Source organism: Paenibacillus woosongensis (genome assembly GCF_009725165.1).
Lineage (GTDB): Bacteria > Bacillota > Bacilli > Paenibacillales > Paenibacillaceae > Fontibacillus > Fontibacillus woosongensis.
In genome coordinates this window covers 165,067-180,386 of record NZ_WNZW01000003.1, presented here as the reverse complement: position 1 = coordinate 180,386, position 15,320 = coordinate 165,067, and the positions used below count along the sequence as shown (strand labels likewise).

The window sequence follows — 15,320 nt, the reverse complement described above, 5'->3', positions numbered from 1 at the left end:
ATCCCTCTTTGCTGTTATGCTAAACGAATTTTGAGATCCGTCATTCCATATTACTTAATTCACGAGCCGTGAAGCTGGCCGAATGTCTCTGCAGCAGACCTTCCGCGTATTCGTCCAGTCGTTCGGCCAGCAAATCCTCGTCCAGGTGCGTGATGCCAAGATCAATCCAACCGCGGTAAACCTCCAGGCCATCTGAAACGTAACACGCCAAGGTCACCATATCCCAGTATGGATCGTATCCCGCTGCCTGCCCGTCCCGCATGTATTCTAGGTAGGCTGCAAGGAACTGGTCTGCCGCCTCAGGCCCGTGAAGCTGCGCCAAATTTACCCGGCAATGCCCCACGTCGATTCCTGACGGACCCAAGCAGGCGTTGACCCAATCGACGATGCCGGTTACCCGCCCATGCTCCCACAGCACGTTGCCGGGATGATAATCGCGATGAATGAACCGTTGCGTATACGCTGGCTCCGGTCCTTGAATGATTCGGGCGATTTCCCGCCAAACGTCAGGTTTGCTCGTCCATTCGGGAATGCTGAAGCGGGCCGGATCGATATATGAAAAATAAGTCCAGGGAAACGTCCTCGTTCCCTGAAGATGCAAATGGGCCAGCGCCTGGGCGAGTCCGCGCAGCCAGCCTGCCCTGTCTGCCGGCATAAGTACGACCTCGCCCGGCAAGTGCGACATGAGGACGGAAGGCATGCCGCAGCCCCTTCCATCAGAATCGGAGGCGAGCCCATTTGGCGCTGCAATCCCGTACTCTGATGCGGCTTGAAGCGCCGCCGACTCATGCGCGACGAGATCCGGTTCTTCTTCAAGCCAGGCCCGGTTCGTATATTGGCGCAGCACCCATTTAGCGCTCTCTCCGTCCTTCTCCAATTCCAGCTCGTAGACGGCAGACGAGATCCCCCCTAGCAGGGGGCGAATAGCACGAATGTTCCAGCTTCCTCCGCATTGCCCCCTAATCCAGGCAAGGGCGCTTTCAGATAAGCCTTCATTCCGCTGCAGTTCCTCTGATTCAGGCATAACCTTCCTCCATTCGTCATTCATTTTTTGCCGATCAAGCTGTAATTGTATCCATGTTGTGATATACTCCCTAGTAATATGTCCCTGCCATGGGCGATCGCTTGCGGCAGTCGACAAGAGCAGCAACCGTTTGTAGGAGGATAACCATGTCACGTCGATTTGTCATTGAAGCCGTGATGGTGGCCATTTATGGGGAGTTACTCGCGCCCGGCTCGCCAGTAGAATATATTGTACCTTACACCACCGTCATGGAGCTGTACGAATTTCAGAGTAGTCCCGAACCTCTCATGCATGATCCAGCCGATGACTTGCATGTTAAGAATAAAATCAATGAGTTAATAGCTTATTTGGAAGAACCGCTCAACCGCAAAAAGCTTGAACGTGCCTTGAGTATTCCCTGGGCCAAGAGCCCTTCCATCCTGCTTGGCGAGAACGTCTCATGGACAGTGGTCAACGCGCTCGATAACGAGCAATACGGGGAATTTCTCGATCCGATCGAGACCGAAATCGTGCTGACTGCACAGCGTGAAGGCGCTCCAGTCCTGACGGATCAGCTGGAGCTGATTCGCCGCATCATCGAAGCGGAAGTTCCCGTTCAGGTATTCGATATCCAGGATTTCGAATTCGCCATGGAAGACAGCATTTTCACGAATAATAAGCCGTAATACAAAGCGAAGGCCCGTTAGACGGGCCTTTTCTTGTCGGAACCAGCAGCTGATTCTCTTTCAGCTCGTGCCCTAAAAGCCGTTATCTCACGCTTCAGGGCTTATTCTTATCCTTTTAGATTCCTCGCCAAGGCAATTTGCGTGCCTATCCTAATCCGCTAATCTTATGCCTCGGCCGTTTCGTACTCATACTCGATATCATGATGCTTCTGGTCATATGTTACGTTCAAATTGTATCCCTTCAAATACCACAAATCCTTGTCTTCCATGTAGAACGTAATCCCTTCCACCTCAGAGACAGCACCCGGCGAGACCGGGGTTTCAATGCCGATGCCCAGCGCAAATCCCGGGTGAATGGTTCCTCCGGCACTATATCTCGCAAAAAAGCGGATCGCCTGACCCTCTTGTACGCCAAGTTCGTTTTTGAACCAGCCGGCCGCTTCTTTTGTAACGTTGATCATATCGATCCCCCTCCTATCTTCTCCTTATTTTAGACCAATCCTGATGGAATTGCCAAAATAAAAATTGACAGCGGCAAGAAAGCGGTGTTAAACTCAAGCATACGAGATCTCATTTGCATTAATTACCAAACTATGAAAGGGTGAGCACGGTGTTAATTGTTAATCATTTTCCTGCACTTCATAACGGACACATGGTACAACTGAATACCGGAGCAATCCCTGCAGGCTGGACTGGATTATATTCGCGAATTGTCCCCGTCGTCTTCTAGCGGGTATAGGCAATGCTATACAGCTGCGGTTGCTTCACTTTGTGATAGCAGCGTACGCGTTATATGTTATTGGTCTTCAAGGCATATCGTTTACGGACGATATGCCTTTTTTGCGGTTTCCAATAGAGTCGCCTGTAGGGCTGCCTCAAGAATTAATTTAAATATTGCATTGTAAAAGGGATAGGAGGAAATCTTCATGTTTTCCGTTCTTCAAAAGCTAGGCTGGTTCTTCCGGCGGGAAAAAAGGCGATACACGATCGGATTGATCCTGTTGATTATAACCGGGATTATGGAACTCCTTCCGCCGAGACTGCTGGGCGCAGCGATCGACGACATCGTTAATGGATCTATTAGCTGGAATTTGCTAGCGCAATATATTCTGATGATTGCCGGAGTACTCATCGTCATATATTACATGACCTACATATGGATGCATAAGCTGTTTGGCGGATCCAACCTGATTGAGAGGCTGCTCCGCACGCGGTTTATGAACCATTTGCTGAGGATGACGCCGCCGTTCTTTGAACGGAGCCGTACCGGGGACCTCATGGCAAGGGCAACGAACGATTTGAGATCCGTTGCCCAGACGGCCGGCTTCGGCATGCTGACCTTAACCGACTCTACAGCTTATTTGTCCGTCATCTTTATCGCCATGGGCACGCTCATCAGCTGGAAGCTGACGCTGGCTGCGGTTATTCCGCTCCCTTTCATTGCCCTGGCTATGATGATTTACGGCCGCATCATCCATCAGCGCTATACGCTGGCTCAGGATGCGTTTGGCGATATGAACGATCAGGTGCTGGAATCGGTCGCCGGCGTGCGCGTCATACGCGCCTATGTTCAGGAGCGGCTTGACGAGAAGCGGTTCCAGGACGTTACCGACGACGTGTACCGTAAAAATCTGGCCGTTGCACGGGTCGATGCCTATTTCGAGCCGACGATACGGCTCTGCGTCGGGCTCAGTTACGCCATTGGACTGACCTACGGCATATACCTCGTGTTTCATAACGAGCTGACCTTAGGCGACCTCGTGTCATTTAATATGTATCTCGGGATGATGATCTGGCCAATGTTCGCCATCGGCGAATTGATCAATATCATGCAGCGCGGCGGCGCTTCCCTCGACCGGGTGAACGAGACGCTGAACGTCAAGCCCGACGTCGAGGACGCGGCCGATCCGGTCCATGTTGATCATCCCGACAGCATTGAGTTCAAAAATGTTACTTTCCAATACCCGACTTCGGCACAGATTAACCTCGACAGCATTCATCTGAAGATTCGCCGCGGCGAGACGCTTGGCGTCGTCGGGCGTACCGGCAGCGGCAAATCTACACTGCTGAAGCAGCTGCTGCACGAATATCCGCTAGGAACCGGCGAACTGACGATTTCCGGCATTCCGCTTCAAAATATCGCACTTTCCCAGCTCCATGGCTGGGTCGGTTACGTGCCGCAGGAACAGATTCTGTTCTCAAGGAGCGTTAGGCAGAACATTCAATTTGGCCTCAAGGACGCTTCGGATGACAAAATTATGGAGGCAATACGTACCGCTGCGTTCGATCAGGATCTGGGAACCTTGTCCGACGGGCTGGATACGCTGGTTGGCGAGAAAGGCGTGGCCCTCTCTGGAGGACAGAAGCAGCGGGTATCCCTGGCAAGAGCATTTATCGCCAATCCGGAAATCCTAATTCTCGATGATGCGCTTTCGGCCGTTGACGCCCGTACGGAAGCCCGAATCGTCGACAATATCCGAAGCAAGCGTTCCGGAAAAACCACGCTCATCTCCACTCACCGGCTATCCGCGGTGGAGCATGCCGATTGGATCGTCGTGCTGGAGAAGGGACGCATTATCGAGCAGGGTACGCACCAGGAGCTGCTTCAGGCGAATGGCTGGTACCGCGAACAATATGAGCGTCAACAGGTTGAATCCAACCTTGACGGGGAGGTGTCCTAATCCTCATGCATACGCATACAGGTAAAGCATTGTTTAAATACGCCTTGACGGCAAAAAATACATTTATCCTTGCCCTGGTCATGCTGGCGATCGGCGTTGCCGCCGATCTGGCCGGCCCCTTCATCGCCCGCTCCATGATAGATGATCACATGCTGGCGATCGAGCGGCCTTTTTACGAAACTTCCGGTCCCGGCAAGGAGACTGTTTCCTATGATGAACGTTACTTCAAGCGCGGAGACCGCTTTGCGGCTGACGAAGCCAAAGGCCAGGAGGTTCGCATTTTGCAGACGGGCAAGATCTTCGTCTTCATTGACGAGCCGGTGGCAAATCCAAGCGGGGACCGCAGTTTTCAGGATGGCATGCTGACAATTGATTATAACGGGAGCAAATCCGAGTATCCGGCAGTCAAGCTGACAAAAACGGAATTATTCGCGTTCTATCAACCGGAAATTCCCGGCATTCTCACATTGGTCGGCTGGTATTTTGCCTTTCTGGCGGTCGGCATCGTCATGGAGTTCGGCAAAACCTACTGGCTGCAATCTTCCGCAAACAAGGTCATTCAGAGGCTGCGCGTTGATGTGTATAGTCATATTCAGCGCCTGCCGGTCCACTACTTTGATAACCTCCCGGCTGGCAAGGTCGTTTCCCGGGTAACGAACGATACCGAGGCGGTCAAAGATTTGTTTATCGCCGTTCTCTCCAATTTCTTCTCGGGCGTGATAAACATGCTGGGGGTGTACGTAGCCCTATTCCTGCTCGATGTCAGGCTGGGACTCATCTGCCTTTTCGTCGTGCCGGTTATTTGGATTTGGGTTGTGCTCTACCGAAAATTTGCGACCAAATACAATACCATCATCCGTTCCCGGCTGAGCGAGATCAACGCAATAATCAACGAATCGATTCAAGGCATGTCGATCATTCGGATATTCCGGCGCGAAGAACAAACCAAAGAGGAATTCGAAGACCTGAACAACGATTACATGAAACACCAAAACAAGATGCTCAACCTGAACGCCCTGACCTCGCATAATCTCGTCAACGTCATCCGCAGCTTGTCATTTGCGATCGTCCTATGGTATTTCGGCTCGGCTCAGCTGACTGGAGCAGGAATTATCTCCCTCGGCGTGCTGTACGCCTTTGTGGATGTGCTCGGCCGATTGTTTCAGCCGATTACCGGCATGGTCAATCAGCTTGCGGCGCTGGACTCATCCATGGTGTCCGCCGGCCGCGTATTCAAGCTGATGGATGAGCCCGGCGAGCCTGTCACTGACGGCGGAATGCCGCGCTATAAGGGGGACGTCAAATTCAAAAACGTCTCCTTCGCCTACAAGAAGGATTATGTGCTCAAAAATATTAACTTTGAGGTAAAGCAAGGACAGACCGTGGCCTTGGTAGGGCATACCGGCTCAGGCAAAAGCTCGATCATCAATCTGCTATTCCGCTTCTATGATCCTCAAAAGGGAACGATTACGATTGATGGCCAGAATGTCACCGAACTGCCGAAGCAGTGGATTCGCCAGCATATGGGAATCGTCCTGCAGGACCCGTACTTATTTACGGGTACGATCGCTTCGAATGTAAGCCTCGGTGACGAGCGGATCAGCCGGGCTAGCGTTGAAAAGGCTTTGGCCGATGTAGGCGCTGCGCATATTCTGCAGCATCTGCCTAAAGGCATCGATGAGCCCGTGGTGGAGAAAGGCAGCACACTATCCGCCGGAGAACGGCAGCTGATTTCCTTTGCCAGAGCGCTGGCCTTCGATCCGGCAATCCTGATTCTGGATGAAGCGACGGCCAATATCGATACCGAGACGGAGGCGCTGATTCAGTCCGCGTTAGAAGTGCTTAAGCGCGGCCGTACGACATTCATCATCGCCCACCGCCTCTCGACGATCCGCAGCGCCGACCAAATTCTCGTGCTGCATCGAGGCGAAATCGTGGAACGGGGTACCCATGAAGAACTGCTCGCCCTAGGCGGCAGATACTATCAAATGTATCGCCTGCAGCTTGGCGCAGCGGAAGAAGCGGCATCAGAGCCGCTTCCACAGCATGCAGGTGCGGCGGCTTCGCCTAACGAATCTTGAGCACGCTAATCCCTCATTTTCGGCATAGTACCAGTTGTAACGAATTTATATACCGCTATTGGCTCAAATGCGTTAACTTTGTGTAGTTATGAGGCCTATAGGGCTGCCAGGGTTCGTTACAATTTCAGATTCTATGATTCAAGCCAGTTAGCGCCTCTCAGATTCGTTAACGCCACCGATGATACGTTAATCGAGGCTTCCTCAGGTTCGCTAGGTTTTGATCCATGTTACATCCCTGTTACATCTATACACGTTGCGCTATCTCCAAATCAATAATCTAAAAATAAGGGCAGCCCCGAGCCATCGAAATGGCTTAGGGCTGCCCCTTTTTTATTTTTTCAGCGGTTTGATCACCACTTCATATTGGCTGGATACATACGTTTCCGTCTTGGAATCCGTAATGACCTGCGGGTAGAACTTGCCAGGGTCCGGCGACAACAGCTCGTAATATACAACCGCGGTCTTAGCCTTGAACTCAATTTTGGCTACGGCAATGCCATAACCCGGATGAGGCTGATTCGCCCGGATTAGGACGACTTTATTCACCTGGTCATTCACCTTCTCGGTTTGGTAAGAAACCTGGTTCAGCTGCTGGTCGTCGTCTTTGCCCGGAATAACGTTGTCCTTATGCTGCCGAACAAACTCAGCGGCTTGGTATACAAGGCGGGCTGCTTCAATTCGGCTAATCGGCGTTTTGGGGTGGAACTTTCCGTCATCATCCAGCGACGCAATTTTCGTCAGCAGCAGCGTTTGGATGTTGCTCATGTAATCCGGGTTTACCTGATCCGAATCGGCGATATTCACATACATCATAATTACCGGATAATCGCCGGTCGCAGCTACGCCCTGCATCAACATATTGGCAAAAGCTTCGCGGCTCAGCTTCTCGTTCGGCTTGAAATTCGCAGGCAATTGGATGCCGTTGTCTTTAGCAATCTGCAGCGACTCGGAATACCAGAACGCCGCACCGCCTTTTACGCCAGGGCTGGCTTGGCTTTTGCCCTTCAAATCCAATGCCTGTACGATCATTCGTACGCCCTGTGCCCCGGTAAGCTGGCTTTTCGGCGCGAATTTCTCCTTGGTCATGCCATGGATAATGCCCCTTTCATGCAGAGACTTCGTAATTGCCGCATCCCTTCCCTCCACGTCCTGGAAGGCAGCTGCCGAGGAAGCCAGGAGCAGCGAGCTGGACAACAGGAGCGCAGCTGCCAGCTTCAATTTTGGATTCATCATTATTCATCACCTCTGCCCTCTCTGACGCAAAGGGGATCCGGAAGGTTTCAACGTTATAGGAAAAATTCACCGATAAACCGAACGGATTCCCGCCTTATCCCCCAGTTTTAGGCTGCCGTAATCATACTGCGGCAAATTTCCGCACATCTTCGGCATGACTGCTCGCATTGCTTGCAGTGATGATGTTCGTGCTTCCCGCATTCCTCTGCGCAAGCGTCGCAGGCTTTCGCGCACAGTTCACAAAGCTCTTTTGCGAAAGGTGTGCTGCGCGATAGCGCTTCTGCAACAAAAGAACAGATCTCCGCGCATTCCCGGTCAAGCCGTATACATTCCCGCAGCATCGCCAAATCGTATTCCTTCAAGCTGGAGACATAGCAGTAATTGCATGCATTCATGCACTCTAGGCAAGCTTCGATGCATTCCCTGTATTTTTCCTGAATCATAGTCCTATTCCCTCCTGAAGATGTAAGATGTAGTATCCGCGAACAAACTCTTTATTACACTAACCAGGAAGACGGTGAAATGAAACGAAGAAGGACGATCTGCTAAGTATTGGCTGGACTTATCGAGGCAAGGCCTCCAGCTCGCGAAGCCGCTCTGCCAGCTTGTTTTTATCGAAATGCTCGCCAATGAATACGACGACATCCGGCACATTGCCTTGAGGCGATATTTTTAAATAATCCGGTTCACGGTAAGCATATTGGAACAAAAAACGGCTGGACGTGTCGGAGAAGCTCAACACGCCTTTGGCCCGGTAGACCTCCCGGGGAAGCTCGGCGATGAAGCTTTCGAATTGCTCGCTGTTAACAGGCCCTTGAAAATAATGGCTGTACACGGTGACATGTTCATGAGTATGATGCAGATGCCCACCCCCGTAAGCTTCCCCGTGTCCATGAATGCTGCTGTCAGCATGCTCTCCGCACTGACAATCGCCGCCGTGACTGCAGGATGACGCATGCTCTTTATGTTCGCGATCATGAATTCCTTGCAGATCATCATACAATGTCATAAGGTGTTCGATATTCACGCCGCATTTAACGGCGGGCAGAAGCTCCGCATATGGATTCAACCGCCGCAGCAAATCCTCGATTTCCTGCAATTGCCCGCTCTGCAATCTGTCGATTTTGTTAACGATCAGAACAGAACCGCAGCGAATCTGCTCCATCATCAGCCGGTAGGTCTTTCCTTTCTGCGCCGCATGCAGCTCCAGGAAATGAACCGAATCCACGACTGTAATCATCGGCTTGATATCAATTTTGGCAGTTAAGGAAACTTCCGTTACGGCATCCAATATTTCGAGCGGATTAGCTGCACCTGTAGCCTCGATCACGATGACATCCGGCTGCTCATCCCGAATGAGCTCGAACATTTGCACGCTGAGGTCTCCCCGAACGGTACAGCAGATGCATCCGCCAAGCATTTCCGCCATCGGCACCTCATCTCCGACAATCAAACCGTCCAAATTGATATCGCCAATTTCGTTCATGATAATCGCCGGTTTTAAGCCTTGCCCCTTCCAATATGACAGCATCCGCTGCAGCAGCGTCGTTTTCCCGCTTCCGAGAAACCCGGACAATATGTAAACCGGCGTGGCTTGATTCAAATTCGTTTGTGACATCTCCTTACCCCCATATGCATTTCACATTCCATGAGAGCGAGTTTACACCAAGCCATCTGCGGATGCAACCTGTGATTCACCGAATAGTTCCGGGTAAATATGTTAAAATAGGTTATTGAATCAACCTTCAACCATTTAAGACCCGAAAGGAAACGATAAACATGAAATCCGTAGATCAACACCGTCAGGAAGCGCCCCAGCAAGTTTCCTGCATGATTGTGACCGTGTCCGATACCCGGACTCCTGAAAATGACACCAGCGGGAATTTGATACGGCAGCTATTGGAAGCCGGCGGCTGCAAGGTCGTGAAGTACGTCATTATCAAAGACGAATACGACCAGATTCGCCAGCTTCTCCGTGAAGCGGCTTCCGACCGCAGCATCGAAGCGGTCCTGCTTAGCGGAGGCACGGGAATATCGCCCAGGGATACCACATATGAAGCGGTACGCAGCCTGCTAAATAAAGAAATGCCCGGGTTCGGTGAAATTTTCCGTTACTTAAGCTTTACAGAGGATATCGGCTCGGCAGCTATACTAAGCCGCGCGATTGCCGGCACGATCAGCAATATGGCCGTCTTTTCCATGCCCGGCTCACAGGCTGCCGTCAAGCTTGCCATGGAGCGAATCATTATGCCCGAGCTTGGACATGTCATGCGCGAAATCAATAAAAAGTAAAACCCGCATTAAGGATTGGCTATCCGGTTCAGCAAGTCGTCGAACACGGCCCGCATATTTTCGGTATATTTGTGATCAGGCATCCCGTTTGATGCGTATACGAATGCGGTTTTGCCGCGTGTGGCAATGACTGCGGGCTGATTGGCCGCTTTTGCTCGGATCTCTCCGGTGCCATAGATTTCAGCCATTTCCCGGATTCGCTTCTCCTCGGACGGATAAACATAAACAATCACGAAATGTCGAGGATCACTATCAATTAAGTAATTGTAAGTGATCGTACCGTCCAGCGTTTCGGCGTAGGTTTCTCTGGTCAACCTAATTCCGTGTTTGGCGCTCTCACTGATTAAATGATGAAGCAGCGCTTTGTTTAACGTTTTTCCCTGTGTGGCTTGCCTCTGGTTCCCCTTCTGGTACGTTCTCATCTGCACGCGGTCGAGTTCTTCTTTGGCAATGCGGTTCGAGCCGCTTCGGCATCCTGCCAATACAACCGCCGTCCCCAGAATGAGCATAACGACATATAGGCCGGTCTTCCGCCTTTTCATCGTAACCCCTTCTTTCCATACGCTTTAACAGCTTCAGAATTACGATTAGGTTGTCTCATCCTAGACGGTTTCATACGAACCATCACATTGAATCAGCTGTATCAAAAAAAGGGCAGCTGCTCTTCAATTGAGCAGCTGCCCTTGCGTCCTGACTCTCCGCGCGGAGAATCAATCTAATCACGATTGCTAGACGGATTTCAAAGCTACGATTTGACGGCCTATCGCCCTGCCGTTCAGTACGGTTGCTAATGCTTCCTCCACCTGGTTCAGTTTATAGGTTGTCACACCTTCCCGAAGCAGTTGCTCTGGCTTCCATTCACTCGCCAGCTTCTGCCATAACTCCAGCCGTTTCGCCTGCGGACAGTACACGGAATCGATGCCCAGCAAGTTAACGCCCCGCAGAATATAAGGAAAAACCGAGGCTTCATAGGTTCCACCGCCCGTCAAACCAGACAGCGCCACCGAACCGCCATATTTGACAGTTTTCATAATCTCGCCTAGGCCCTCTCCCCCAACGGGATCAACGACAGCCGCCCAGCGGGTCTTGCCGAGCGCGCCCTTAACCTCCGCTGCAGCCGCCTCCCGTGAAATAACGGACGAGGCACCCCAGTTAAGCAAGGAGGCTTCCGTCTCAGGCTTTCCGGTCGCCGCAACGACTTCAAAGCCGAGCTTACCCAGAATGTTCACCGCAATACTCCCAACTCCGCCTGTTGCCCCGCGAACAAGAACAGGCCCGCTGTTTGGCTGAAGCCCGTTATGGAGCAATCGGTCCACGGATAAGGCAGCGGTAAAACCTGCGGTTCCCAGCGCCATGCTTTCCCTAAGGGTTAGTCCCTTGGGCAGCTTGACGAGCCAATCCGCCGGAACGCGGGCAATTTCGGCATATCCTCCGTCATGAGATACACCTAGGCCGTAGCCTGTGCTCAACACCTCATCTCCCGGCTGAAAATCCGGGCTGGACGAAGCGGTCACCTTGCCGGCCAAATCGATGCCAAGAATTCGCGGATAGCTGCTGACCACCTTGCCCTTTGGGCTGCTGGCCAGGCCATCCTTGTAATTGACGCTGGAGTAGTGCACCTCAATCTCAACGTCGCTCTCTGGCAAATTGGAGAGCTGGACCATCTCAACGCCTGCGGAGAAGCCGTCTTCATTCTGATTTACCCGATACGCGCGAAATGAAGTTTTCTTTTCCACGGGATGCCTCCTTTCTTTACGCTGGTTCATAACTCTTGCTTCATCTATCATACTTCATACTTGTTCTTTGCGACTACAAATACGGATGCTCATGCTTAGCCAATAAAACTTGCCATCTCCGGTTCACTTCACGCTCGAACTCGGCTAATGCTCCGCTGTTCTCCGGCTTCGTGAGATGGCGGGTCTTGCCCATCGTCTTGAGCCAATCCACCAGTGGAACGCGTTTGCCCTTTTCCTCCGGATTGTAAGTGATCGTCGTACTTCCATGCTCCACTTCATAGAGCGGGAAAAAGCAGGAATTCACCGCGGCGTCCACGATGTTCGTGCCCTCATCATCAGGGCTGATCCAGTTTAGCGGGCACGCTATCAATATTTTACCATATACGAGCCCTTCGTTCTGAGCATACCACTGAGCTTTGGCCGCTTTCTTGACCAAATCCTGCGGGTAGGCTTCGCTTCCGGTGAATACGTAAGGGATGTTCGTTGCCGCCATAATCTGCGCCGTATCTTTGTGATGGAACACTTTCCCTTTTTGCACTGAGCCGATATTCGAAGTTGAAGTCCGATGACCTAGCGGCGTTGAATAAGACAGCTGTGCCCCTGTGTTCATATATCCTTCATTATCGTATTCGATAATAATCATCCGATGATTGCGAAGCGCAGCGCCGATGGCCGGTCCCATGCCAATATCCATTCCGCCGTCACCGGTTACCATGACGAAAGTGAAGTCATCCTGAAGGCCGAGATGATCTAGCTCTCCCCGGCGCTTGCGCTCCCAGAACATCTCAACTACGCCGGATAAGGTTGCGGCCCCGTTTTGGAACAGGTTGTGGATATAGGTTGCCTTATGAGAGGAGTACGGATACCCGGTTGTAACAACCATAGCACAGCCGGTATGGAACAGTGCGACGATGTCGCCCTCGATCCCTTTAAAAAACAGCTCCAGTCCGGAAAAAATGCCACAGCCCGGACACGCCCCATGCCCTGGCGCAATGCGCTTCGGCTTCTTCGTCAAAGCACGCAGCGGCGGTATGCGAACGCCCAGCTTCCCGGTCTCCTCATTTTTGGTTACCTGAATCAGGCCGGTCTTCAAATCCTCGAAGCGAAGCGGGTTCAACACCCGTTTAGGCGCCTTATCAGGATCCCCCGGCGTATGTCCGTAATAATCGAACGGGATGTCGACCTTTTGCTTCTTCGCCGCCTCGATCGCCAAAGAGAACAAATGATGGCCGTCCTCCGCGTAAAATTCCTTCCCTCCTAAACCATATACGCGGCTGACCACCTGGGTTGTCGTATTGCCATACGTATATAGCGCCGCTTTGATTTCATTAGTCATATTGCCGCCATGCGCTCCATAAGAATCAGCACGGTCGCCTACCGTAACCGCCTTTACGTTTTTGAGCGCCTCAGCGATTTGCCGCTGCGGGAACGGTCGAATCATGTTGGGTGCAATCGAACCCGCCTTGATGCCTTGGCTCCGCAAGCTGTCAACTACGTCCTTGATAATTTCCGAAGCCGAATTCATGAGAAATACCGCTACCTCGGCATCCTCCATCCGATACAGATCAAGCAGCTCATATTTTCTGCCTGTCAGCAGCTCATATTCTCCCGCAATACGTTCAAACACTTCTTCAGCACGGTACATCGCCTGAGACTGCTGATAACAGTTGTTGATATAATCAGGCTCGTTCATGTATGGGCCGACGGTAATCGGGTTGTTGCGGTCCAGTGTATGCGGGAAACCGGCAGGCTGCTCGCCGATAAACCGCTGCACGTCCTCACTGTTAGCGAACGTATGCACCCGGCGTTTCTGGTGCGAGGTAAAATATCCGTCCGAAGCTACAAGCACAGGCAGCCTCACTGCCGGATCCTCTGCCAGCTTGATCGCCATAATATTCATGTCATATACGGCCTGTGGATCACGGCACATTAAGATCGGCCAACCCGTATTTAGCGCAAAATACAAGTCGGAATGGTCGCCGTGAATGTCCAGCGGTCCGGACACCGACCGGCATACCAGATTCATGACCATCGGGAAGCGGGTTCCGGACTGAACCGGCATCTGCTCCAGCATGTACATGTACCCGTTCGCGCTCGTGGCATTGAAGACCCGGCCTCCCGCCGTGGAAGCCCCATAGCAAATTCCCGCTGAGCTATGCTCCCCGTCAGAAGGAATCAGTTTGATGTCATGCTGTCCGTTCGCCTTCATCAAATCGAGAAATTGGGCAATCTCCGTGGATGGAGATATCGGAAAATATCCCATGATATGATAATTGATTTGATGGGCAGCGTATGCCGCCATTTCATTACCTGATTCATAAACGACCCGCTGCTCCACCTTGGCTGTGCCTTTCTCTTTTGCAATATCCATCGCCATGACGTTTCCGCCTTTCTTGTTATTTATTGGACTTCAACGATAGCTTGGTAAGCCGACATTTCCCTCTTACTGCATCGCAAAATCAAATCTGTGCGGGACGCGATTGGCCGCCGCGACACCGTCTTCCTCCCGTTCACCGGATAACGCATCCGTCGGGCAGGCGTGCACGCATTTCAGGCAGCCTTTGCAGTATTGATAATCAATGCCTTGCAGGAACATCTGCAAACGCCCCTTCTTATCCGGCAGCTCCTCCCAGACAAAGCAATTATCTGGACAGACGTTATCACACTGGGCGCAGTGAATGCAGGCATCGAGCTTGAAATGCGGCATCATTCCCGAACGCGAAATGCTGAGATCCTTCAAAATGCTGTTGCCTGGATTGATTACTAGCCCGCCAATCGGCTGGGTTTCGTATCCCAAGACCGGTGTATCCGCCCGGGTAAAGGCAGGCATGCTCATTCCCTCCGGCAGCGCGAAGGTCTCAATCGTCACCTCCTGATATCCACGTTCAAAGGTTGCTATGGCAGGAGCAACCATTTGAGGATATTTGCTCTCCAGGGATTTTCGAATGACCTCCTTCATCGTTTGCGGGTCCAAAAATGGACATAACCGAAACATCGCGCCGAGCATGGCCATATTAACCCGGTTCTTCTCCTCCAAGGCGATGCCCGTAGCATCAACGACGGCAATCGTTCCTCCTAGCAGCTTCAATTCTTCTTTCAGCTCTGCCGGAGTTTTCCGGGAGTTCACGAGAACGGTGCTGTCCTCATAAATGCCGCTGATCACATTGACGGTCTTCGCAAGCGCTTCCTGGAAAATACCTACGATATGCGGCCGCTCTACGGGCGATGTATCCCGGATCGGCGTGTCTAGATTGCAGAAACGGATATGTGCTTTAACCGGCGACCCTTTCTTCTCCGATCCGTACGAAGAGAAGCTGACACCATTCAGCCCGGCTCCCTCGACCCCGGCTTCAGCCAGCATTTTGCCGGCTAGGTTCGCGCCAAGGCCCCCTATCGATTCCAGCCGAATTTCAAAAAAACCTAACTCATTCAATTTTGGTAATTGCATCATGCGTCTGGACTCCCTTCTCGCTTATGCGAATTCATCTACACGGAAATCATTACAGAACCAAACTATACAAAATGCCCCTTCAATAGCCTCGCAAATGCTTCGAGTCTAAAATACCTCGATTAATTTTTCAATTTACCATATATGGAGTGTGACGGAT

Annotated in this window: 13 protein-coding genes; 4 read left to right on the top strand and 9 right to left on the bottom strand. The window is 51.8% G+C overall.

Annotated features, from left to right (window positions below; translation table 11 throughout):
* Positions 1-40: 40 nt before the first annotated feature.
* Positions 41-1,024: a phosphotransferase family protein gene (locus tag GNP95_RS11805; protein WP_196427151.1), complete on the bottom strand. Its 984-nt coding sequence runs from the start codon at positions 1,022-1,024 to the stop codon at positions 41-43.
* 146 nt (positions 1,025-1,170) lie between these two features.
* Here GNP95_RS11805 and GNP95_RS11800 point away from each other — a divergent pair, with 146 nt between their 5' ends.
* Positions 1,171-1,689: an ADP-heptose synthase gene (locus GNP95_RS11800; RefSeq protein ID WP_155611062.1), complete on the top strand. Its 519-nt coding sequence runs from the start codon at positions 1,171-1,173 to the stop codon at positions 1,687-1,689.
* A 164-nt stretch (positions 1,690-1,853) separates the two neighbouring features.
* On the opposite strand, the gene GNP95_RS11795 is transcribed toward GNP95_RS11800, so the two are convergent.
* On the bottom strand, positions 1,854-2,150 hold the full coding sequence (locus GNP95_RS11795; protein WP_155611061.1) for a HesB/YadR/YfhF family protein: 297 nt from the start codon (positions 2,148-2,150) through the stop codon (positions 1,854-1,856).
* Between the two features lie 465 nt (positions 2,151-2,615).
* Between GNP95_RS11795 and GNP95_RS11790 the strand changes: the two genes are divergently transcribed.
* Entirely contained in the window at positions 2,616-4,370 is a 1,755-nt protein-coding gene (locus tag GNP95_RS11790; protein WP_155611060.1) for an ABC transporter ATP-binding protein, read from the top strand.
* A gap of 5 nt (positions 4,371-4,375) precedes the next feature.
* Positions 4,376-6,451 (top strand): ABC transporter ATP-binding protein, encoded by a 2,076-nt coding sequence (locus GNP95_RS11785; protein WP_155611059.1) that lies wholly within the window; start codon positions 4,376-4,378, stop codon positions 6,449-6,451.
* Positions 6,452-6,781: 330 nt separating this feature from the next.
* Here GNP95_RS11785 and GNP95_RS11780 read toward each other — a convergent pair whose 3' ends face one another.
* The 3 genes from GNP95_RS11780 to GNP95_RS11770 all read right to left on the bottom strand — a co-directional run bounded on the left by GNP95_RS11780 (position 6,782) and on the right by GNP95_RS11770 (position 9,302).
* Positions 6,782-7,684: a protease complex subunit PrcB family protein gene (locus GNP95_RS11780; protein ID WP_230873779.1), complete on the bottom strand. Its 903-nt coding sequence runs from the start codon at positions 7,682-7,684 to the stop codon at positions 6,782-6,784.
* Between the two features lie 107 nt (positions 7,685-7,791).
* The gene (locus tag GNP95_RS11775) at positions 7,792-8,127 is read right to left on the bottom strand and encodes a four-helix bundle copper-binding protein (RefSeq protein WP_155611057.1); all 336 of its coding nucleotides are present in this window, start codon (positions 8,125-8,127) and stop codon (positions 7,792-7,794) included.
* 119 nt (positions 8,128-8,246) lie between these two features.
* Positions 8,247-9,302, bottom strand: a complete 1,056-nt coding sequence (locus GNP95_RS11770) for a CobW family GTP-binding protein (protein ID WP_155611056.1) — start codon at positions 9,300-9,302, stop codon at positions 8,247-8,249.
* A 155-nt stretch (positions 9,303-9,457) separates the two neighbouring features.
* Between GNP95_RS11770 and GNP95_RS11765 the strand changes: the two genes are divergently transcribed.
* Positions 9,458-9,976, top strand: coding sequence for a MogA/MoaB family molybdenum cofactor biosynthesis protein (locus GNP95_RS11765; protein ID WP_330163401.1), 519 nt, complete (start codon positions 9,458-9,460; stop codon positions 9,974-9,976).
* A gap of 8 nt (positions 9,977-9,984) precedes the next feature.
* Here GNP95_RS11765 and GNP95_RS11760 read toward each other — a convergent pair whose 3' ends face one another.
* The 4 genes from GNP95_RS11760 to GNP95_RS11745 form a co-directional block, all read right to left on the bottom strand.
* Positions 9,985-10,518, bottom strand: coding sequence for a hypothetical protein (locus GNP95_RS11760; protein ID WP_155611054.1), 534 nt, complete (start codon positions 10,516-10,518; stop codon positions 9,985-9,987).
* 186 nt (positions 10,519-10,704) lie between these two features.
* On the bottom strand, positions 10,705-11,712 hold the full coding sequence (locus GNP95_RS11755; protein WP_330163370.1) for an acrylyl-CoA reductase family protein: 1,008 nt from the start codon (positions 11,710-11,712) through the stop codon (positions 10,705-10,707).
* 73 nt (positions 11,713-11,785) lie between these two features.
* Positions 11,786-14,089 (bottom strand): thiamine pyrophosphate-dependent enzyme, encoded by a 2,304-nt coding sequence (locus GNP95_RS11750; protein ID WP_155611052.1) that lies wholly within the window; start codon positions 14,087-14,089, stop codon positions 11,786-11,788.
* Positions 14,090-14,155: 66 nt separating this feature from the next.
* Positions 14,156-15,163 carry a 2-oxoacid:acceptor oxidoreductase family protein gene (locus tag GNP95_RS11745; RefSeq protein WP_155611051.1) on the bottom strand — a complete coding sequence of 336 codons (1,008 nt, stop codon included), beginning with the start codon at positions 15,161-15,163 and terminating at the stop codon, positions 14,156-14,158.
* Between the last annotated feature and the right edge of the window lie 157 nt (positions 15,164-15,320).